This window comes from Parabacteroides sp. AF39-10AC (genome assembly GCF_003635405.1).
Classification (GTDB): Bacteria; Bacteroidota; Bacteroidia; order Bacteroidales; family Tannerellaceae; genus Parabacteroides; species Parabacteroides distasonis.
This window is the reverse complement of the sequence record NZ_QTLP01000026.1, coordinates 1-19,905: the sequence shown is the minus strand read 5'-3', so window position 1 is coordinate 19,905 and position 19,905 is coordinate 1. Positions and strand designations below refer to the sequence as shown.

General features: G+C 39.8%; 17 protein-coding genes. 5 read left to right on the top strand and 12 right to left on the bottom strand.

The window, feature by feature from the left end; genetic code table 11:
* Positions 1–7 precede the first annotated feature (7 nt).
* From DW033_RS19280 to DW033_RS19230, 11 genes are read right to left on the bottom strand one after another with little or no spacing between them, the layout of a single operon-like run.
* The gene (locus DW033_RS19280) at positions 8–979 is read right to left on the bottom strand and encodes an acyltransferase family protein (protein ID WP_227154372.1); all 972 of its coding nucleotides are present in this window, start codon (positions 977–979) and stop codon (positions 8–10) included.
* Between the two features lies 1 nt (position 980).
* Complete coding sequence (locus DW033_RS19275) at positions 981–2,036, bottom strand: sialidase family protein (protein WP_005868120.1); 1,056 nt, start codon at positions 2,034–2,036, stop codon at positions 981–983.
* A gap of 22 nt (positions 2,037–2,058) precedes the next feature.
* The gene (gene pseI / locus DW033_RS19270; protein WP_305036251.1) at positions 2,059–3,120 is read right to left on the bottom strand and encodes a pseudaminic acid synthase; all 1,062 of its coding nucleotides are present in this window, start codon (positions 3,118–3,120) and stop codon (positions 2,059–2,061) included.
* A complete protein-coding gene (locus tag DW033_RS19265) occupies positions 3,110–4,570 on the bottom strand; it encodes a bifunctional UDP-2,4-diacetamido-2,4,6-trideoxy-beta-L-altropyranose hydrolase/GNAT family N-acetyltransferase (RefSeq protein WP_121960860.1) in 1,461 nt (486 codons plus the stop codon). Before DW033_RS19265 ends, pseI begins: the two co-directional genes overlap by 11 nt.
* 1 nt (position 4,571) lies before the next feature.
* Entirely contained in the window at positions 4,572–5,264 is a 693-nt protein-coding gene (gene pseF, locus DW033_RS19260; RefSeq protein WP_009276749.1) for a pseudaminic acid cytidylyltransferase, read from the bottom strand.
* A gap of 13 nt (positions 5,265–5,277) precedes the next feature.
* Complete coding sequence (locus tag DW033_RS19255) at positions 5,278–6,285, bottom strand: glycosyltransferase family 2 protein (protein WP_057326654.1); 1,008 nt, start codon at positions 6,283–6,285, stop codon at positions 5,278–5,280.
* A 14-nt stretch (positions 6,286–6,299) separates the two neighbouring features.
* The gene (pseC, locus tag DW033_RS19250; protein WP_121960861.1) at positions 6,300–7,460 is read right to left on the bottom strand and encodes a UDP-4-amino-4,6-dideoxy-N-acetyl-beta-L-altrosamine transaminase; all 1,161 of its coding nucleotides are present in this window, start codon (positions 7,458–7,460) and stop codon (positions 6,300–6,302) included.
* Positions 7,457–8,479 carry a UDP-N-acetylglucosamine 4,6-dehydratase (inverting) gene (gene pseB / locus DW033_RS19245; protein WP_005868112.1) on the bottom strand — a complete coding sequence of 341 codons (1,023 nt, stop codon included), beginning with the start codon at positions 8,477–8,479 and terminating at the stop codon, positions 7,457–7,459. Before pseB ends, pseC begins: the two co-directional genes overlap by 4 nt.
* A 22-nt stretch (positions 8,480–8,501) precedes the next feature.
* A complete protein-coding gene (locus tag DW033_RS19240; protein WP_005856106.1) occupies positions 8,502–9,431 on the bottom strand; it encodes a hypothetical protein in 930 nt (309 codons plus the stop codon).
* Complete coding sequence (locus DW033_RS19235) at positions 9,431–11,053, bottom strand: GNVR domain-containing protein (RefSeq protein ID WP_121960862.1); 1,623 nt, start codon at positions 11,051–11,053, stop codon at positions 9,431–9,433. The genes DW033_RS19240 and DW033_RS19235 overlap by 1 nt, the downstream gene beginning before the upstream one ends.
* A 10-nt stretch (positions 11,054–11,063) precedes the next feature.
* Positions 11,064–11,876, bottom strand: a complete 813-nt coding sequence (locus DW033_RS19230) for a polysaccharide biosynthesis/export family protein (protein WP_008778266.1) — start codon at positions 11,874–11,876, stop codon at positions 11,064–11,066.
* 195 nt (positions 11,877–12,071) lie between these two features.
* Between DW033_RS19230 and DW033_RS19225 the strand changes: the two genes are divergently transcribed.
* Positions 12,072–12,911, top strand: coding sequence for a S1 RNA-binding domain-containing protein (locus DW033_RS19225; RefSeq protein ID WP_005856099.1), 840 nt, complete (start codon positions 12,072–12,074; stop codon positions 12,909–12,911).
* Positions 12,912–13,006: 95 nt separating this feature from the next.
* Here the strand turns inward: DW033_RS19225 and lepA are convergent, their stop codons facing one another.
* A complete protein-coding gene (lepA, locus tag DW033_RS19220; protein ID WP_005868105.1) occupies positions 13,007–14,794 on the bottom strand; it encodes a translation elongation factor 4 in 1,788 nt (595 codons plus the stop codon).
* An 86-nt stretch (positions 14,795–14,880) separates the two neighbouring features.
* Here lepA and DW033_RS19215 point away from each other — a divergent pair, with 86 nt between their 5' ends.
* The 4 genes from DW033_RS19215 to DW033_RS19195 all read left to right on the top strand — a co-directional run bounded on the left by DW033_RS19215 (position 14,881) and on the right by DW033_RS19195 (position 19,800).
* Positions 14,881–17,079, top strand: a complete 2,199-nt coding sequence (locus DW033_RS19215) for a tetratricopeptide repeat protein (RefSeq protein ID WP_122383036.1) — start codon at positions 14,881–14,883, stop codon at positions 17,077–17,079.
* Between the two features lie 41 nt (positions 17,080–17,120).
* Entirely contained in the window at positions 17,121–17,642 is a 522-nt protein-coding gene (locus DW033_RS19210) for a GNAT family N-acetyltransferase (RefSeq protein WP_005868101.1), read from the top strand.
* Positions 17,643–17,981: 339 nt separating this feature from the next.
* Positions 17,982–18,596: a TetR/AcrR family transcriptional regulator gene (locus DW033_RS19200; protein WP_065537820.1), complete on the top strand. Its 615-nt coding sequence runs from the start codon at positions 17,982–17,984 to the stop codon at positions 18,594–18,596.
* A gap of 97 nt (positions 18,597–18,693) precedes the next feature.
* Positions 18,694–19,800: a site-specific integrase gene (locus DW033_RS19195; protein WP_065540254.1), complete on the top strand. Its 1,107-nt coding sequence runs from the start codon at positions 18,694–18,696 to the stop codon at positions 19,798–19,800.
* The last annotated feature ends 105 nt before the right edge of the window (positions 19,801–19,905 follow it).

Sequence of the window (19,905 nt, the reverse complement as noted above, 5' to 3'; positions counted from 1 at the left end):
AATTTGATCATCTAACATACAATTTCTTTATGTACTCCTTATAAACAAGTACAGGAACAATAGAAAACACAATAGTTGTCAACACATATACTATGTTTCTAAACACCTCATTCTCGATAAAGAAAAATCTTTTCTCACTAATCAAACTAAACACCAACATCTGGAAAAGAAACACTTCATATGAGTAATTACCCAATTTTACAAAGAAAACAGATAGTCGTGACTTCATTATATAATTATATAGTTTCACCAGCAAGAAAAACACAAATAAAGTATAAAAATAATCAACCCAATGATATCCTTTCCATTGGTTCGTAAGATATGGCATCAAATCTACAGAAGTATATATCTCTAAAATAGCCAAGAACAAGGCTATAAGAGCTAATCCACAAACCCAAACGTTCAACTTTATTTTAAACTTCAAAATAACACAGCCTAAATACAAAAGAAATAAATATCGATAAAAAAGAAGTCTATAAACATTATCCGGCACATGAAATACACAGGTAAACCATTCACCCAAAGCACAAATCCCAACAAATAACACAAAAGACCTCCTAAAAGAAAGACAATTAACCAGAAAAATAACAAAAGGTAATATCAGCCAACACTGTAAATAGATCCATGGATAATAGGATCCTGGACCAAAGCCACCTTGCATATAAAGCCGCTGCCAATCTACTCCACCTTTAAGAAGATAAAAGATTGCACATTGAGAAAAAATTAAGAGAAAGAATGGGAGAGAAACACGATCTAACATCTTCTTCACATTCCTAGCAGAGAAATAACCGTTGAAACCTTTTCGCTGAAAACCACCATAAGTCAAATAAGATGACACCAATAAAAATAAAGGAACAGCCTGCCCAATGTAAGCAATTGAGTAAATAGATTCATTTGGCATATTGTGCAACAATATCACAAAGAGAATGGCAACTCCCTTCACAAAATCAATCGAATAATCCCTTTCTCTCCTATCCATATCATCTATAATTGAAAACATCATATTTCAGTTCATAACAACGGATAGAGCCCGGTTGATAACAGCAAACCAAGAAACTATTTGGTAAAGTAAGAACATCTCCGTAGCCAACATCAAAATTATCGCTTTCAAAAAGACTAGCAGGATTACTAGCCAACTTCCCATCTTTAAGAAGTACCGTATCAAAACTATATTTACCACGATTGGAGTCCTTAACATTCCGGTAAGTTAGTATAAAAGCATCCTTATAAGGAGTTAAAGAAGGAGCATGCCCTTCTATCGGTAAAAAACTCCATGTCCAAGTCACCCCTAAATCCTCACTAACTCCAATCTCAAGACGATTGTCTCCATTCTCTGACTGTTGACGACCCACGACGTACATTTTCCCATCATAATACCCCAGCGAGGCCTCATTAATACGTCCACATTCTATTTGATTTGTCCACAGACGCTCATCTAACCAAGATACAACCTCCCAACTCCTCCCAAAGTCTTCCGATTTTTCCAACCATGTAACAGCCCATCGATTATAACATACCGCATAAATTACATCATCTATTATAACCATATTCCCACGGGCTGCCGCAAATGTCTCGTCTTTTGGAAAAGGAAATAAAACAGGCGATCCATAGAAAATACCCCAATTCTCCGAACAAATGCTTTTCACAATGGATTCCGTCTCCGATTCTCTTTCAAAGAAACGGCAAAGTATACCGTTATTAGGTAATACTAAAAGCTGAGGATCCCTCACGTCATGCCCTTTAACTGGAGCAAATATAACCTTCCTGTTAACCCATGTTTTTCCTTTATCGAAACTCTCCATCTGTATTAACTTACTATCAAAACTAACGTGGCTCGAACCTTCTCTATAAACCACGATAATCTTACTTCGATCCTTATTCCCCGCAATGGCAGGAAAAGCCAAATGTAGGCTACTATCGTCAATAGACGTACTGCGAAGCAAATTCGGGTTATATATTTCCTTTAGCTCATCATCACCACAAGCCATAAAAGGAAATAAAAATACCATAATAAATAAAAGTAGATGGTGTTTCATAAAGCATATATTTTAACTTTAGTTAATCATCTGATAAATACTCCCGCTTGAAAGGTTCTCCTTTTTTTATATCACATTTCACCTTTTTGCCCAATATATCCGGTAAATACTTAGGCGATAGACCATCAGAGGGTCTAACAGAACGAACATTTTCTTCTGTTACTGTATCACCAGCATACATATCTTGAGCGACAAATAAGGAACGGGCAAATTTCCTGTTATTCCTCACCTTTTCAGTCAACTCATAGGTTGGCTTTCCCAATGCCATCTCGACTTCTCTTACACATCGAACCATTTCGGAGAACTCCTCCTTATTCATAGAAAAGGCCGCATCCGGTCCTCCAATACCCCGATCCAAAATAAAATGCTTCTCGAGAATTCGAGCACCCAACGCAACCGAGGCTATCGCCACCGAACTAGACATCGTATGATCTGAAAGTCCTACAGGAAGTTTGAAACGCTCTCTCATATCGGGAATCGTCCTTAAGTTCGCAAGCGCCACAGGAGCCGGATAAGAAGATGTACATTTCAATAAGGCAATCTGATCATTACCGACTCTTTTGCAAGCGGCTATCGCCCCCTCAATATCCTCATAAGTAGCTATTCCCGTTGATATTATGACTGGTTTCATCTTTGAGGCCACATACTCGATCAAAGGAATATCCGTAATCTCAAAGCTAGCGATCTTATATGCCGGAACATCCATAGCCTCCAAGAAATCCACAGATGTTTTGTCAAATGGAGATGAGAAACAAATCAGACCTTCCTCTTCCGCAATACGTTTTAATTCAGGTTGCCATTTCCAAGGAGTAAAGGCGTTCTGATATAATTTATACAATGTGGTTCCATCCCATAAAGTATCTTGCTTTATTTGAAAATAAGCATTATCACAATCTAATGTAAGAGTATCCGCCGTATAGGTTTGCAATTTGATGGCATCCGCACCAGCAGCCTTGGCTGCTTTCACGGTCTCTACGGCGATGTTGAAATCATGATTATGATTCGCAGACATTTCCGCTATAATAAATACCCGATCGGAATCTTCCCGATCAAGACCAAAATATTCGAATAAATTAGTTTCCATACACATAACAATACTTCAACGCATGTTTATTATCACTAACACAATCCTTAAAACCAGCACGAATAAACGCATATCTTGAAGCCATATTCTCGGTTTTCACATATGCGTAAATCTTACTTATTTGCCTTTCACGGTCATGGAAATGTCTCAAAGCCTTTTCCAATAAGCAAGGAGCAAGTCCAAATCCTCTGTAGTTAGCTCCAATACTTATACTAATCACCGCACTGTTATTTTCCTCAATATCGAAACGGACTTGTCCAATTAATTTCTCTTTCTCGTAAAAGACAAATAGTCTTCTCGCTCTATTCTTTAAGGTCGCATAAAACCAATTTCTATGTTCATCCAATGATATAGCATGGGTCGAAAAAGAATTTTGCCGTACCATCCGATCATTCGTAAGCTCGAACAGAGGTAGTAAGTCTTCTTCTTTAGCCAATCTCATATCCATATTCATCTCATAAAACATCCGGGTTACAGCTTTCATAATCCGATGAGCCCCTTTTCCATCGATTTGACTTATCCCCCGACAAAAAATCTCCCGCCGATATTCGGAGTTCTCAAATTTTAATATAATCTTATCCAGATCATCTATATGCCAATCTTTTGTGGCATCAATAAATTCATCGACAAAGCCAATATTCTTCCACCCCGCAATATTGTTACCTTGGTTTTCAGCCACCTTAAAGATAACGGATGGCAGACCTGTTATCGCCAATTCGTTTATCGTCTGTCCAGCCGCAGAGATCGCAAGATCCGCAGCTAACATCAAATCTCTCATCACTTCAGCCTCTACATTACGGTATATAACCGTATTATCATCCGCCATCCTCTCTATTTCTGCCTTATGAGAAAATACTGGCCCTAAGATAACGATTTTCCTCAAATTAGCATAGCAATTCGTCAACTTCTCCAAAATTTTTGGCGTTAGATTTAAAGGATCACTACCTCCGAAAGTAATTAGGACAGTCTTTATTTTCTCCCGGATTTCTCTATGACCACATAAGTTTTTAAATACCTCACGTAAAATCACATAATCCTTTCCTAACAAATAACGTTGTCCAAGATTCCGTTTATAGGGAATCAATTCCGCACCGACTGTCCCATTTATGATGATTCCCTCCGGATATTCCAAACGATTAAAATCATCTAAATAAGCAGCAACCTTTACCCGCTGTCTTATTTCGGTATAAAGTCCTTTTCCTGCCAAATAGGAATCAATAACTATTATGTCATCTTGAGATAGATACTCAAGCAAACGTTCCGTGTTCTCCAACCAATTAAAGACAAACAGAGGATAAGATTGTACTAAATTTTTTACACTCTCATCCCCATTCACAATAAAGGTTACATTTGCGTTTCTCTCCCGAAATACTTGGGCAATAGCCGTACAACGGGAAATATGCCCATAGCCTGTGTGCGAATATCCCTCAGTTAAAATCAGAACTCTCATATCAACTCATATGAAGTAGTTTATATTTCATCTCCGCTAAAGCCCAATCTGTATCCGTATCAATATCTTGTACACGAAACTCATCCAGAACAATCGCCGTGCCATTCTCACTTAGCAATTTTTTATCTTTTAATAGAGAAGAGGTCTTTATCCAATAAAACGTACCACTATCATGATAGGCGGGGCGCAAATCTTGACTCCGGCTAAATCTATACTCTGGCCAATTCATGTTTAAATTTCCTTTTTCATCTATCGATAAAGAACGCAGTATCGGATATGAGAAAGCGACCACCGGACAGATAGAATCAAAGGTAGACATAACTAACTGATCATAAGCAGAACGAACATCCTCGGAAGAAATCAATGGGGCTGTTGGAAGCAAACAACAGATCAAGTCAAACTCATACCCTCTCCCTTTATAGGCATTGACAACCTCGACCAATACATCCGCCAATGTAGCATAGTCATTAGCATTTTCCGTAGAACGCAGAAAAGGGACAGAAGCCCCTTCTTGACGGGCTATCTCGGCGATTTCCACATCATCCGTCGAAACCATCACCTCCTCAAACAGTCCGGTACCAAGAGCGGCCTCTATTGAATATGCTATTATCGGTCTGCCCAAAAAAGGTTTTATATTTTTATGAGGAATCCGTTTACTACCTCCTCGTGCTGGTATTATTGCCAAACATTTCATTTTTTCGTTATTTTTATGATCTTAATTTAACCAAAATCTGATACAAGCTTATGCCCAAATCAGTCTGAAAATAAATAGCACGAAGCAATATACGAAGTTTCAATGGAACTTTTGTCTTGTAATAACTATTCTTCATGAAACAAGGAAATATCTCTTCCATCTCCCGCTTGATTTGATTCACATACTTTTTCTCAGGAGGATCAAACTGTGATATGGCACCTAGAATTGAGTTTACATAAAAAAGCTCAGTAAATCGAAACTCTACTTCTTCCGGATATATCTCATAGATACCTAATCTACGCATATTATCCAAAAACATTTTAGAAGTCTTCAAACGGTCAAAAAAGCGATAGTTATTAATACTCCGAGTCGTAGAAATATTATTACAACGATAATAATAATAAGGATGGGTATCCTTCACGATCTTTCTCGCGCTCAAATATAGAGCAGTTACAATCGCATTATCTTCATAGAATAACTCCTCAGGAAATTCTATTTTATTTCTGATAAAGACTTCTTTTTTGATTATATTAGTCCAAATCCGACATTCACCTTCAATAAAACGCTTATTTCTCTCATGTTCAGGCAATGAAAACCATTCAGGCTTACAGTTAATCCGTAAACGAATATCTTGTTCACTATAATACTGAAAATAGTCACCACAAACCATTTCCGCATCATGCGTAACCGCTAATGTATAGAGATTTTCATACATATCAAGAGAAACCCAATCGTCACTATCAACAAAACCAAGGAAAGGAGCCCTCGCTTTTTTTATCCCGGCATTACGGGCTCCCCCTTGTTTTATATTCCGAGGTAAATCAATAACAACAATACGATTATCCTTTGCCTCATAATCCCGAAGTATATCTAATGATTTATCAGTAGAACAATCATTCACACAGATAATCTCAATGTTATGCAATGTTTGGGATATCAATGAATCCAAACATTTCCCAATGTATTTTTCCACGTTAAATACTGGGATAACAATACTTACCGCAGGATTTTTTTGGTTCATCTTACAATTTCTTTTTAAGAAAGGAATTCTTTGATCTTCACAATTACATATTCCTGTTCTTCATCCGTCAATGTCGGATACATCGGCAGACTCAAACAATGCTTATAGTATTCCTCCATTACAGGTTGATCGCCTTCTTTATTTCCTAATTGCTTATAATAAGGGGTCAGATGCAAAGGAACATAATGAACTTGCGCATAAATATTACTTTTATGCAAATAATCATATAATCCTAATCTGTCCTCCACTTGGATTATAAATAAATGATAGGCATGAAAGACCTGATCCGATACAAAAGGAAGCTTAACCCCCTTCAGATCGGAAAGACCTTCCCTATATCGCCGGGCAATCTCTTGCCGCCGTGCTAATCCCATATCGGCTCTTTTCAATTGAGATATCCCTAAAGCTGCCTGAAAATCAGTAATTCGATAATTATATCCAAGCTCCTGCATCTCATAATACCAGCCACCATGGTTCTCGTGTAAAAGTGCCGGGTTCTTGGTAATGCCGTGTGTACGGTATAGACAAAGTTTTTCATATAATTCCTTACAATTTGTCGTAGCCATCCCCCCCTCGCCAGTCGCAATATGTTTTACCGGATGAAACGAAAAAACACTAACATCCGCAAAGTTCCCATTGCCACATAGCTGCTTCTCACCTTTACTATCAATAAAATATCCACCTGGCGCATGACAAGCATCTTCTATAATCCATAAGCCGTACTCATCCGCCAATTGACGAAAGGCCTCCAAATTGGCTGGATAACCCGCAAAATCTACCAAAACAATTCCTTTATAAGTGCCTTTAGGAGATTGCGACAATAAACGGCTTAATTTCTTTATATCCATCAAATAGGTATCTTCTTCTACATCACAGAAGACAACCTCGCCTCCCCGATAGCGAATACAATTAGCACTAGCCGCAAAAGTCAAAGGAGTCACAATCACTTTATCACCCAGATTCACATCAAGTGCCGTAGCCGCTAAATGAAGACCCGCCGTAGCATTATTAACTGCTATAGCATATTTACAGCCGACATAAGAGGCAAAAGCCTCCTCAAATTCTTTTATTTTTGGCCCTTGAGTTAAATAATCCGACTTTAAGGCATCTATTACACATTGAATATCCTCATCCGTAATATGCTGACGTCCATAAGGAATAGGTTTAGTAATCATTTTATCTCAAAATTAGGATCTACATATTTCTTTATTTTTTCCCGCATAGACTCTACAGTCTCCCATTCCGTATTCGTATCAGAACTATAATGGAATCCCTCTGGAACCTTAACCGCATTATGATGATTTACATAGTCTTCATATTTATGATTAAACGCAACAGAGGGCAAGATCGCATAATAAGGACCTAGATCTATAGTATTCATGGCATCCGTGACCGTAATCATTTCCTCATGCAATTTTTCCCCGGGGCGTATACCGACCTCCACCAATGGAAGGTTAGGCGCAATAGCCTTCGCAACATCCACTATTCGATAAGATGGAATCTTAGGAATAAAAATCTCACCTCCTAAATGATGACCGATAGCGAACATGACCAAAGCAACTCCCGCTTCTAACGAAATATTGAAACGAGTCATCTTCATATTCGTAATAGGTAACTCTACCGCACCTGAATCTCTCTTGTTAATGAAAAAAGGAATAACAGAGCCCCTTGATCCCATAACATTGCCATAACGGACCACTGAAAACTTGATATCCCGCGGACCACTAATATTATTTGCGGCAACAAACAACTTATCAGAAGTCAGCTTTGTAGCCCCATATAAATTAATCGGAGCACAAGCCTTATCCGTAGATAAAGCCACAACATGCTTTACTTTTGTACGCAAGGCTGCATTAATCACATTTTGAGCTCCATGTACATTTGTCTTTATGCATTCATCCGGATTATATTCGGCCGTATCCACTTGCTTAATAGCCGCAGCATGAATAATTACATCTATGCCTTCGCAAGCACGTTCCAAACGTTCTCCATCCCGGACGTCTCCAATAAAGAAACGTAATTGAGGATACTTTGACGCAGGGTATTTTTGCTTCAGCTCAAACTGTTTCAACTCGTCACGTGAATAAATAACAATTCTTTTCACTTGAGGATAATCACGAAGGATTGTCTCCACGAATTTTTTACCAAAAGAACCTGTTCCTCCAGTAATTAAAACAGACTTTTCATTTAACATATTACTTCTATTTATATCTATTCTATAACTCCTTCGATTGTATATAAGAAGCTACAATATCATACTCTTCAAATGGTTGTCCCATATTTTTATTAATAATACGATCCTGAAACCAAATCACTGATGTACTATTTTCATGAAAAACAGAAAGTTTATTTCCATTATCCAACAAGATTAGAATTAAAAACTCAACCATTATGTTTGATTGTACTATTTTTAATCCATATTGATACAAATCCTCTGTTTTTTTTATATGAGGATGCAATTTCACATAAACATAATCAAAATCATTTTTCTCTTTATCCAGAGCTTTCAATATGTTTACATTAATTTGATGATTAGTTAAATAAATTCCAACCGATTTATTTTTCACAGATAAAAATTCTTCATATCCCGTAGAAAAATTCAAAAACAATGGTAATTCTTCCCTTAACCTCTTAACAAAGGGCTTCTGGAATGATTTCAAAGATTTTGAATATCCTGGGAACTGAGACCTATACAAATCCGGCAAATAAAGAAACTGCCCCGTAAGAAACTTTGAAAAACCAATATGGTCACCAACACCCGTAAGCTTATTTATTATATTCTTCAAGCCTTTTGAATTATCAAAACGATCTCTTCTGTAGCTTCCGAATCCTTCTTCAAACATATACATTCGTTTAAATCGGGATAGCTTAAAAAATATTCCATAAACAAAAGAAGCATCTACCTCTACGAACAACGTATTTACTGGGTGAAAAAACAAATATAAATCCAAATGAAACAAATCTTTGAAATATAATATATCATTCCATGTATCATCAAATGTCTTAACTTGATGAAAGAACAATTCCGCATCCCTAAAATGTCCTAAAATAATTAGAACCTTTTTTGAAGATGCATTTCCATATCCAATATTTCTTACATTAAAATATTGCAATGGCTTAGAACATATATATATATCAGTATCCATTATATCACGCCAGCTTGTTTCCTTATTTTATCGTATTCTCTTTTTAGTTCTATAAGTTGCTCTTTACAGAATAAATATACGACAGGAACCACAATTGTCAATAAAAACACGGCGAGAGCAGCATATAGTTTACGAGGGGCCACGGGTGTACTCTTCACAAATGCCTCATCAACAATCAATGCCCTATTCATACTTTTATTTAATTTCAATAATGCCTCTTCTCGTTTTTGTAATAATATCAAATAAACACCTTGAGCAATCTCTTGATCACGCTTATAATTCATGAATTCTCGTTCTTGAGTTGGAACGTTACCCATTTTATCCAAAATAGCCTTCTCCTTAGACTTGAGATCTTTCAATGTCAAATTCAGGCTTTCTTGCGCATTCTTGATCGTAAGGGCAACACTCTTACGCATTTGATCTAATTGCTTATCCATCACAGTAAATAAAGGGTTGTCCTCTTTCGAGTTTTGCAACATTCGCTGACGATTTACCAACAACTCATTATAAGTAGTTATGGAACCGCCTTTCTCTCCTTCTTGGACATTCATCAATACGGGTACCAAATTATACTTATTAGCAGGATTTTGCACGAAGTCTTCCATAAATCTAATAGCATGCCCTTGAGCCTCCATCTCAACAATTTTCGTTTGGATCTCTTTCATTTGATCCACATAAAATTGCACATCGGCTGTCAAGTCAGTCATTTGGTTATTTTTCTTATAGATCTCTATAGATCGTTCAGCATTAGCTAAATCCGATATTACCTTATTGATTCGCTCATCCAAAAACTGTATTGTAGCACGAGCTTCTTTATTATTTATTGAATCGGCACGATTATTATATTCAAACATTAATGCGTTTAAAACGTCAATGCCTCGTTTTTTCTCATATTCCCTCAAAGTACATTCTATAACATTTGAATTATCTGAGTAAGTCTCAATTTCTATATCCTGCGCAAAATCATCTCCAACAAAACCAGCCGGCCTCATGGTTATATAAAGTTTCATGCTTTCTCCCAATTTATGGTTAGTTCCATAACTTAGGACAAACCGATTATCACCGAATTCAACGATCGCAGGTAATGAAGAAAACTCATAAGACCGCTTCTGACTTTTTGTCTTCCCTTCGATCTTTATTTTTCCCTCACGATCTTCCCGGACATAAAACTCTATTGTTTCCTCTTGAGATTTCAATGTACTAGAATCTGCAACCATCAGAAAAGGGGTATTTACATACTGTTTATATTTCCAAGTTAACGGTTCAACATACTCTGCATTTAAGCCTAATTTTGAAACAACCTCATACCATAAAGTATGAGATTTTAACACCGCTAATTCATCATCAATAACAATACCCGCACTACCTCCTCCATTCAAACCAAAAGATTTCATCAAACCTGCCGCATCTCCCAAAGACATATTTCCTGAGGACATGGAAGTATCATCTTGAACTTTAAAACGAGCCATTACTTCGTAAGTTGTCGGATAATAAATCAAATATAATACAGCTGGTATTAGAGATATAACAAAAGTGCCTAGAAATAATCTCCAGTGCCTCAGATACCCTATTAGAATAGACTTTAAACTTATAGTCTCATTTCCTATATTTGTTGAATCCATAGCTAAACAATTACTTCTTAATATTAATAATCGTGATCACCATCGAAGAAATAACAGAAATCGCACTAATTATCGAGGAGAACACAGTTATATTATACTGTTTGCTTTGACTAAATCGAGAATTACGCTGCTTTGCCAAATTGGGCTCAACATAAATAACGTCATTTTGCCTTAAATAAAAATAGGGAGATGTAAATAGCGAAGGATCAGTTATATCCATACGAACAAATTCTTTTTGCCCATCATTATCTCTTATCAGCAAAATATTCTTCCTATTGGCTGTAATCGCCAAATCTCCAACATACCCAAACGCATCTAAAATAGAGATTCGATCATTCTTTATAGTAAAAGTACCGGGACGATTTACCTCTCCCATTACCGTAATTCTATAATTTGTAATCTGCACGTTAACCAATGGGTTTTCTATGTATTTTGACAATTTACTTTGTAGCTCATCACACAGTTCTTGTTTTGATAAACCTGCGACATGAATCTTCCCTAATACTGGGAAATTTATGTTACCATCCGAATCAACAAGATAAGTATACATTGATTGAGAGGCAGCGATAGGTTGGTCACCTTGCTGCGCATACGCGAAAACAGGGGGATTAAATGGCGTCGTCACGGACGGATCCGGAGCTGTAACAGATATCGCCAGTAAATCATCTTTACTGATACGAGACGTATAAGTTTGATTCATTTGACTAATCTGTTCTGGAGTCAAAGTATCTACTCCTTGCAAATACACTACGTCTTTAGGTGCGGAACAAGCCCCTAGCAACAAGACAAACAATATCACTACTGATATTAATTTAATTCTCATAATCTTTGTTTTCTTCAAATAAGATGCAAATATACAATTTTTAGTTGAACTCAAAGGCATAAAGCACCCGTAAGTCCAAAGATACTTCTATAACGATGCAATTGTCTAGATATTGCTGCATGCTAAATCAAAATTATAGTTGTTTTTACCGCTTTTTCATGATTATTGCGTAAGTTTGTGACAAAACAAAAACATATGGTTGAGATAGGAAAATACAACACGCTGAAAATAGTGAAAGACCTTGACTTCGGGGTTTATCTGGATGGAGGTAACGGGGTGGAGATCTTGTTGCCGACTCGTTACGTACCTAAAAACGTGAAACCCGGGGATGAGGTCGAGGTGTTTATTTATCATGATAATGAAGGGAGGTTGATCGCTACTACCGCACGTCCTCTGGCAACAGTCGGGGAGTTCCAGTTCATGGAGGTAAAAGACGTGAATAATGCCGGCGCATTTCTGGAATGGGGTATCATGAAAGATTTGCTCGTTCCTTTCAAGGAGCAGAAAATGCCGATGAGAGAGGGAAAATGGTACTTAGTCTACGTCCGGTTGGATCATGTGACAGGACGTATCATGGCATCCGCACGTATCGAGAAGTTCTTGAACAATACCCCTATCGATTACGAGCAGAATCAAGAGGTTCAGTTATTGGTAGCCGATGAGACGGATCTTGGCTATAAGGTGATCATCAATAACCAGCATTGGGGATTGATCTATTATAATGAGGTATTCCAGCGTCTTGAGAAAGGTGAGCATCTGAAAGGCTATATAAAAGAGGTACGTGAGGATGATAAGATAGACGTAAGCCTAACACCGCAAGGCTACCAAAAGGTAGAGGGGATCGCCGGCGTCATTCTGGAAGCGATGAAAACACAAGGGGGATACATCCCGGTACACGACAAGAGCGATCCGGACGTGATCTATTCCTTATTCCGCTGTAGCAAGAAAGCTTTCAAACAAGCGATCGGGGCACTCTATAAGCAACATCTTATCACGCTGGAAGATGGCGGGATACGGCTCGTGAACGAGAAGTGACCCATTTATATAAAAAAGTCAATGGAATCCGTTACAGAATCCATTGACTTTTCTTTATAAATCCATTGAGTTAGCGAACGGATTCCATTGACTTTCTAATCCAGCTTCAATACGGCCAAGAACGCTTTTTGCGGAACTTCTACCGTACCGATCTGCTTCATTCGTTTCTTTCCCTCTTTCTGTTTTTCCAGCAATTTACGCTTACGGGAGATATCGCCTCCATAACATTTCGCCGTCACGTCTTTACGGACAGCCTTAATTGTCTCACGAGCGATAATCTTAGCGCCTATCGCCGCTTGGATAGCGATATCGAATTGCTGGCGGGGGATCAACTCTTTCAGTTTCTCGCACATACGACGTCCGAAAGTAACGCTATTATCCACGTGCGTCAATGTAGACAAAGCGTCTACCGGCTCACCGTTCAACAGGATATCTAATTTAGCCAACTTACTGGGACGGAAATCATGTAAATGGTAATCGAAAGAAGCGTACCCTTTTGAAATACTCTTCAACTTATCATAAAAGTCGATTACGATCTCGCCCAACGGCAAGTCATAATGAATCTCGACACGATCACCTGAAATATATTCTTGCTTAAGCAGGATGCCACGTTTACCCAGACAGAGTGTCATGATCGGGCCGATATAGGTAGTGTTCGTGATCACGGAAGCACGGATAAACGGCTCGTCGATATGATCAATCAAAGTCGGGTCCGGCAAGCCTCCCGGATTATGTACCTCGATCTCCTCCCCTTTCTTTGTATGCACGATATAAGAAACGTTCGGTACAGTAGTTATCACATCCATATTGAACTCACGATCCAAACGCTCCTGAACAATCTCCATATGCAACAAGCCCAAGAAACCGCAACGGAACCCAAAACCCAACGCGGCGGAACTCTCCGGCTGGAAAGTCAAGGAAGCGTCGTTCAACTGCAATTTCTCCAATGAAGCGCGAAGGTTCTCGAAATCCTCGCTATCGATCGGATAGACGCCAGCGAAGACCATCGGCTTCACCTCCTCAAAGCCTGCGATCGCGTCTTTAGCCGGGCGAGACACATGAGTGATCGTATCACCGACACGCACCTCCCGGGACGTCTTGATACCGGAAATGATATATCCTACGTCTCCCGTCCGGATCTCCTCACGGGGGCACATATCTAATTTCAATATACCTACCTCATCAGCGTCATACTCTTTTCCTGTAGCGATAAACTTCACATGGTCACCTTTACGGATCACGCCGTTTACCACCTTGAAGTAAGCGATAATACCACGGAACGGATTAAAGACGGAGTCAAAAATCAAACACTGCAACGGGGCCTCCGGATCACCTTTCGGGGCCGGGACCTTCTCCACGATCGTATTCAAGATCTCAGTCACTCCCTCGCCTGTCTTTCCGCTCGCCCGTAAGATATCCTCACGAGGGCAGCCCAACAGTTCCACGATCTGGTCCTCTACCTCCTCCGGCATGGCGCTAGGCAGGTCGATCTTGTTCATCACCGGAATAATCTCTAAGTCATTCTCTATCGCCATATATAGGTTAGAGATGGTTTGCGCCTGAATACCTTGGGCCGCGTCCACGATCAGCAACGCACCCTCGCAGGCGGCGATAGAACGGGAAACCTCATACGAGAAGTCCACGTGTCCCGGAGTATCGATCAGGTTCAGTATATATTCTTCACCCTTATAATTATACTTCATCTGGATCGCATGGCTCTTGATCGTAATACCACGCTCACGCTCTAAATCCATGTCGTCAAGGACTTGAGCTTGCATGTCTTTACCTTCTACTGTCTTGGTATACTCAAGCAAACGGTCTGCCAAGGTACTTTTCCCATGGTCAATATGAGCAATAATACAGAAATTGCGGATATTCTTCATCTGCTAAATTTATTTTTAGGTACGCGAAGATAGGAAATTTAGCCTAAATACTATACTTTTGGCATACCATTTGTTGTTAATAGTATATGACAATACAAGAAATAAATAAAGCATACAACCGAATTATCGGTTCATTAGACGAAAAGGAGCTAAAGAACGCGTTCGATTTTCTCCAAGGTTTAATAGCGGGAATACGTGAGTACTCATTCCAAGACAGGTTGAACGAGCTACAAGATACTTATAAATATATGTTGCGATACCGGATCGAGGGGGCTAAAGATCCGATGCAAGACCAGATATACAACAACTTGATCGCATCCAGCTATGAGTTCGCGGATATAGTGAAGCACAAGGCCTTATCGGTAGATTCGCCTCTCTCCTATTATAGGCGTAGGCGAATGATGCAAAAGGAGCTTACCAACTATGACCAGCTCCACAAGGTCTTGAGAAACGCCTCTTTGGTGAAGATAGAGACTCCGACCGGAACCATTACGGAGCAGCAGCAAATCGAATCCGCCACGATCCTATTGTTCAATAAGATCTGGACCTCGAATCCTCTCAATAAGGAAGAAATAGCCTCCATCAGGAACCTATTGAATGACCAAGAGTTGCCTTTTATCATCGGTAGCCAAATCGTATCGGCATTAATGTTGGGATTGCAAGCCGCTTTCGATAAGGAGAAACTGCTATTATTATTCGATGCGGCCAATCTCCAAGAAGATGAGATTCGTTACCGCGCGTTGATCGGGATTCTCTTGACGCTCTATACCTATAGGAAACGTACGGTGCTATATCCGCAGATAGCGGATCGACTAGCGGCTTTATCCGAGGGATTTCCTAATTTCACGAAAGCGATCCGAACGATTACCCTTCGTTTTATCCTAGCTCGTGAGACAGAGAAGATCACCCGTAAGCTACAAGACGAGATCATTCCGGAGATGATCAAGCTAGGCCCTAAAATCAGTCAAAAGATAAACTTAAAGGATATCAATCCGGAACTTCTCGGAAACGAGATGAATCCGGAGTGGCAGAATATGTTATCGAACAGCTCCTTAGGGAAGAAAATGGAGGAGTTCAGCGAGCTGCAACAAGAAGGTGCGGACGTAATGCACTCTACTTTCGTGCACCTAAAGCATTTCCCCTTTTTCCGGGAATTGGGTAACTGGTTCATACCATTCACGACCGAGCATTCCGCTTTTGGCAATCAGTTGAGCAAGAATCAAACGGAAAAGGATATGCTAGATTCCATGACTCTTGCGGCATTCATGTGTAATTCCGATAAATATTCCTTATATTTCAGTATGATGCAATTGCCGGATCAAGCCCGTCAAATGATGATGGGACAGTTTGGTAGTCAAGCCTCCGAGATGATTCAGCAAACGAAGGAGGAATTGATCAGTAAACGGGGAAAACTGGAAATCATATCCGGACAGTACATACAGGACTTGTATCGTTTCTTCAAACTTTATCCGGGACATCTGGATTTTGATGACATATTTACATCTGCGTTAGACTTTCATAACCTGCCAATTTTGCAGCCTTACGTCAGTGATGAGGAAAGTTTGACAACTATAGCGGAGTATTATCTCCGGAAGAATTACTTCCTCGACGCGCTCACGATCTACAATCGCTTATCCGATGCAAATCAAGAAAGTGATATCTTATTCCAGAAAATCGGTTACTGCAAACAAATGAATGGCGATATACAAGGCGCCTTGGAGGCTTATTTACATGCGGATCTTATCAATCCGGACAGTAAATGGGTTATTCGCCGGATCGCCGGTTGTTACCGTACCTTAAAGCAACCGGAAGAAGCGTTGAAATACTATCATCGTTACGAGGCTTTCAATCCGGATGATTTATCGATCCAAATATGTATCGGCCACTGCCATCTTGAACTCAAGAATTATAATGAGGCGCTGAAATATTATTTCAAGGTAGATTATCTGGACAATAAAAGTACGAAGGCTTGGCGTCCGATCGCTTGGTGTTCTTTCTTGACCGGTAAATACGATCAGGCCCGTAATTATTACAAAAAGATCATGGATAATCAACCCAACACCCAAGATTTCTTGAATGCGGGACATACGGAATGGGCATTACAGAATATCAAGGGAGCGCTTGCTTTTTATAAAAAAGCCGTGGAGAAAGAGTCCGGTGATTTCTCGAAGTTCCAAGAGCAGTTCAATCAAGATATTCCCGATCTTCTTGTAGCGGGAATCGAGGAGGCGGAAGTGCCGTTGATGATGGATCAACTCCGGTATTCCTTGAGCGATATATTCTAACTAGTCATCCAACAATTTGAGAAGACAAAAAGAAATATCGTATGAAAGAGATGATATTAGAGACAAAGCGACTCCTATTAAGGGAATTAAAACAAGATGATTTTAATAATATCTGTAAGCTTTTACAAGATCCGATTGTAATGTACGCTTACGAGGGAGCGTTCAGTAAAAAAGAGGTACAAGAATGGCTTGATAAGCAATTAAGGAGGTATCAAAACGATGGTTTTGGTTTATGGGGGATGATAGAGAAAGACAGCGGAGAGCTTATCGGTCAATGTGGTCTCACCTATCAAGAATTCAATGGTCAACAGGTTCCGGAGATCGGTTATTTGCTTAGGGCGGAATACTGGCATAAAGGTTATGCTACCGAAGCCGCCATAGCTTGTAAGGAATACGCCTTCAATATCCTTAACTTCGACAAAGTATACTCCATCATACGGGACACAAATATCCCCTCTCAAAAAGTAGCACTAAGAAACGATATGAGGGAAATCGCAAATTTCATAAAACATTATCGCAATATCGATATGCTTCATTTAGTATTCTGCGTGAATAAGTTATAGTTATCAAGCGGAAAGACAGGGTTTTGAACCTATAACTCTAACCGCTTATATTTCAGCTACTTTGCTTTCAAAATTTCAAATAGGTAACGAAACAGTAACGATTTTCAACCGTTAAGCCTGTCCAACTTTGACCGCTGTTTGTCTGCCTAACTTTCGGGTTCAAAGATACGGCATTCTTTTGAAACTCGCAAATATCTGATAATAAATATTTTTGGGTTAGTGCAAGGTGCAAGCTATATATATAAATATATACTTGCACCTTGCACTAAAAAAAAGCACTGGGGTACAAATGGTTAAAACAAAATCCGTATCTTCGTAACCGATTAAAAACAAACGTGTATGATAATAACTAACCGTGAAGAAGTAATAGATAAAGCGTTCGGAGTATTTGTCAGGATGAACTACGAGAAAGCAAGCATCATCACGCTTGCCAAAGCCTGCGGAGTGACAAAAACGGGCATCGTTTATTATTTTCCGCACAAGCTGGATTTATTCATGGCTGTGGCAGACAAATACGTGCTAAAAATGCACGAACCGGGAAACAAGTTTGCCGCTCCTGCCGATACGTTGGAGAAGTTCATCGGGCAATACGTGGCGGGGGTAGCCGCTTCCATGAAAAGGATTGTTGAACTGATTGACGATAATAGCAGCCCGCATGATTGTAGCCCTAACTTCTACTACTTTCATTTCCTGTCACAAGTGCGTATGTACTATCCGGGCATCAGGCAGAAAATTGAGAAAATCTACCGACAAGACTATGACCTATGGGAGAAAGTCATACAAAAAGCAAAAAATAGCGGGGAAATCAGAAACGACACGGACGTGAAGAAAACGGCTACCATGTTCCGGCAAATGTTTTTAGGACTGTCATACGAACAAGCATTTCTGAACGGTCTAAACGTGGACGAACTGGCAGAAAACTTTCGCTATATCTATTCGCTGCTTAAAGCCTGATACAGTTTTGTTTTTTTAACTTCTATTATTTTTGAACGTATGTTCAAAATGTGGCGTTTTTGTTTTATCTTTGGAGCATGAAGCAAAATTCAGCGACATGGATAAGGTTCAGAAACAAAGAGGAAGCATCGTGCTACACAAAGAAACAAGGGACGGTGCAGACTACATACGGATAGAATATGCGAACAGTCAGGCTGTAACCCAACTGCTCGCCCAAGACACGGGTATGGAAATGGCTGGCAACGGCTCTGCATACATGGCATCAGCCGCTTTCAGCCTGCCGGATTTCTACGACCGCTATTCGCCCCACGCCTATATTGATTACAGCCGGGTTTACGTGCGGCATCCCAAACCTAAAAGGGAATACACACTGCCGAAAGGCTACCTCGAACTGCTGGAACAGAAGCGTTACAGCCCCTCGACCGTCAAAACATACCGTGCCTATTTCAGCGACTTCATGGAATATCACAAGGGACGGAACATCGACCGCCTGAAAGTGCCGGACATCAACAAGTACATACTCTATCTTGTGAACGAGAAGAAAATCTCGGTGTCGCAACAGAATATGCGCATCAATGCTATCAAGTTCTATTACGAACAGGTGAAAGGCGGCAAACGGCAATACTACGGCGGTATCACCCGTGCCAAAGAGTACAAGAGCCTGCCCGAAGTGTTGAGCAAGAATGAAATTAAGCGCATCCTTGCACAAATTTCCAACATCAAGCATCACTGCATGATTTCGTTGGTTTACTCTGCCGGACTTAGAAGAAGCGAATTGCTTAACCTGACCCCGCAGGACATCAACAGTGAAACAATGTCGGTTCGCATTATGGGCAAGGGGAAGAAATGCCGTTATTCGCTCCTTTCACCCAAGTTGCTGGAAGAACTACGGCACTACTTCCGGGAATATCGCCCACAAAAATGGTTGTTTGAGGGCGAAACACCCGGAGAGCAATATTCGGCAAGTGCATTGGTGAAAGTGCTGAAAGAAGCCGCACATCGTGCAGGCATCAAACACCGTGTACACGTACACATGCTGCGCCACTCCTTTGCCACACACTTGCTGGAACAGGGAACAGACCTGCACACGATACAGGAATTGCTGGGACACAACGACATCAAGACCACAACCATTTATCTTCATGTGTCAAGTGCCCATAAAGCAAAAATCCCTAATCCTCTTGATACACTGGATAATTCGTGAGGTGCAGTTATAGAAGTGTAGGAACGACACCATAAGGTGCGGTTATAAATAAATTAGCAATAAAATTTGAAATATGGATAAAGACGAGATAATATCAAAATTAGG

Excerpts from the sequence above, each read along its gene's own strand:
- DW033_RS19255 (WP_057326654.1), bottom strand. The coding sequence starts at position 6,285 with ATGAACCAAAAAAATCCTGCGGTAAGTATTGTTATCCCAGTATTTAAC.
- pseB (WP_005868112.1), bottom strand. The coding sequence starts at position 8,479 with ATGTTAAATGAAAAGTCTGTTTTAATTACTGGAGGAACAGGTTCTTTT.
- DW033_RS19235 (WP_121960862.1), bottom strand. The coding sequence starts at position 11,053 with ATGGATTCAACAAATATAGGAAATGAGACTATAAGTTTAAAGTCTATT.
- DW033_RS19240 (WP_005856106.1), bottom strand. The coding sequence starts at position 9,431 with ATGGATACTGATATATATATATGTTCTAAGCCATTGCAATATTTTAAT.
- DW033_RS19265 (WP_121960860.1), bottom strand. The coding sequence starts at position 4,570 with ATGAGAGTTCTGATTTTAACTGAGGGATATTCGCACACAGGCTATGGG.
- pseI (WP_305036251.1), bottom strand. The coding sequence starts at position 3,120 with ATGGAAACTAATTTATTCGAATATTTTGGTCTTGATCGGGAAGATTCC.
- DW033_RS19215 (WP_122383036.1), top strand. The coding sequence starts at position 14,881 with ATGACAATACAAGAAATAAATAAAGCATACAACCGAATTATCGGTTCA.
- DW033_RS19275 (WP_005868120.1), bottom strand. The coding sequence starts at position 2,036 with ATGAAACACCATCTACTTTTATTTATTATGGTATTTTTATTTCCTTTT.
- lepA (WP_005868105.1), bottom strand. The coding sequence starts at position 14,794 with ATGAAGAATATCCGCAATTTCTGTATTATTGCTCATATTGACCATGGG.
- DW033_RS19225 (WP_005856099.1), top strand. The coding sequence starts at position 12,072 with ATGGTTGAGATAGGAAAATACAACACGCTGAAAATAGTGAAAGACCTT.
- pseF (WP_009276749.1), bottom strand. The coding sequence starts at position 5,264 with ATGAAATGTTTGGCAATAATACCAGCACGAGGAGGTAGTAAACGGATT.
- DW033_RS19280 (WP_227154372.1), bottom strand. The coding sequence starts at position 979 with ATGGATAGGAGAGAAAGGGATTATTCGATTGATTTTGTGAAGGGAGTT.
- pseC (WP_121960861.1), bottom strand. The coding sequence starts at position 7,460 with ATGATTACTAAACCTATTCCTTATGGACGTCAGCATATTACGGATGAG.
- DW033_RS19200 (WP_065537820.1), top strand. The coding sequence starts at position 17,982 with ATGATAATAACTAACCGTGAAGAAGTAATAGATAAAGCGTTCGGAGTA.
- DW033_RS19195 (WP_065540254.1), top strand. The coding sequence starts at position 18,694 with ATGGATAAGGTTCAGAAACAAAGAGGAAGCATCGTGCTACACAAAGAA.
- DW033_RS19230 (WP_008778266.1), bottom strand. The coding sequence starts at position 11,876 with ATGAGAATTAAATTAATATCAGTAGTGATATTGTTTGTCTTGTTGCTA.
- DW033_RS19210 (WP_005868101.1), top strand. The coding sequence starts at position 17,121 with ATGAAAGAGATGATATTAGAGACAAAGCGACTCCTATTAAGGGAATTA.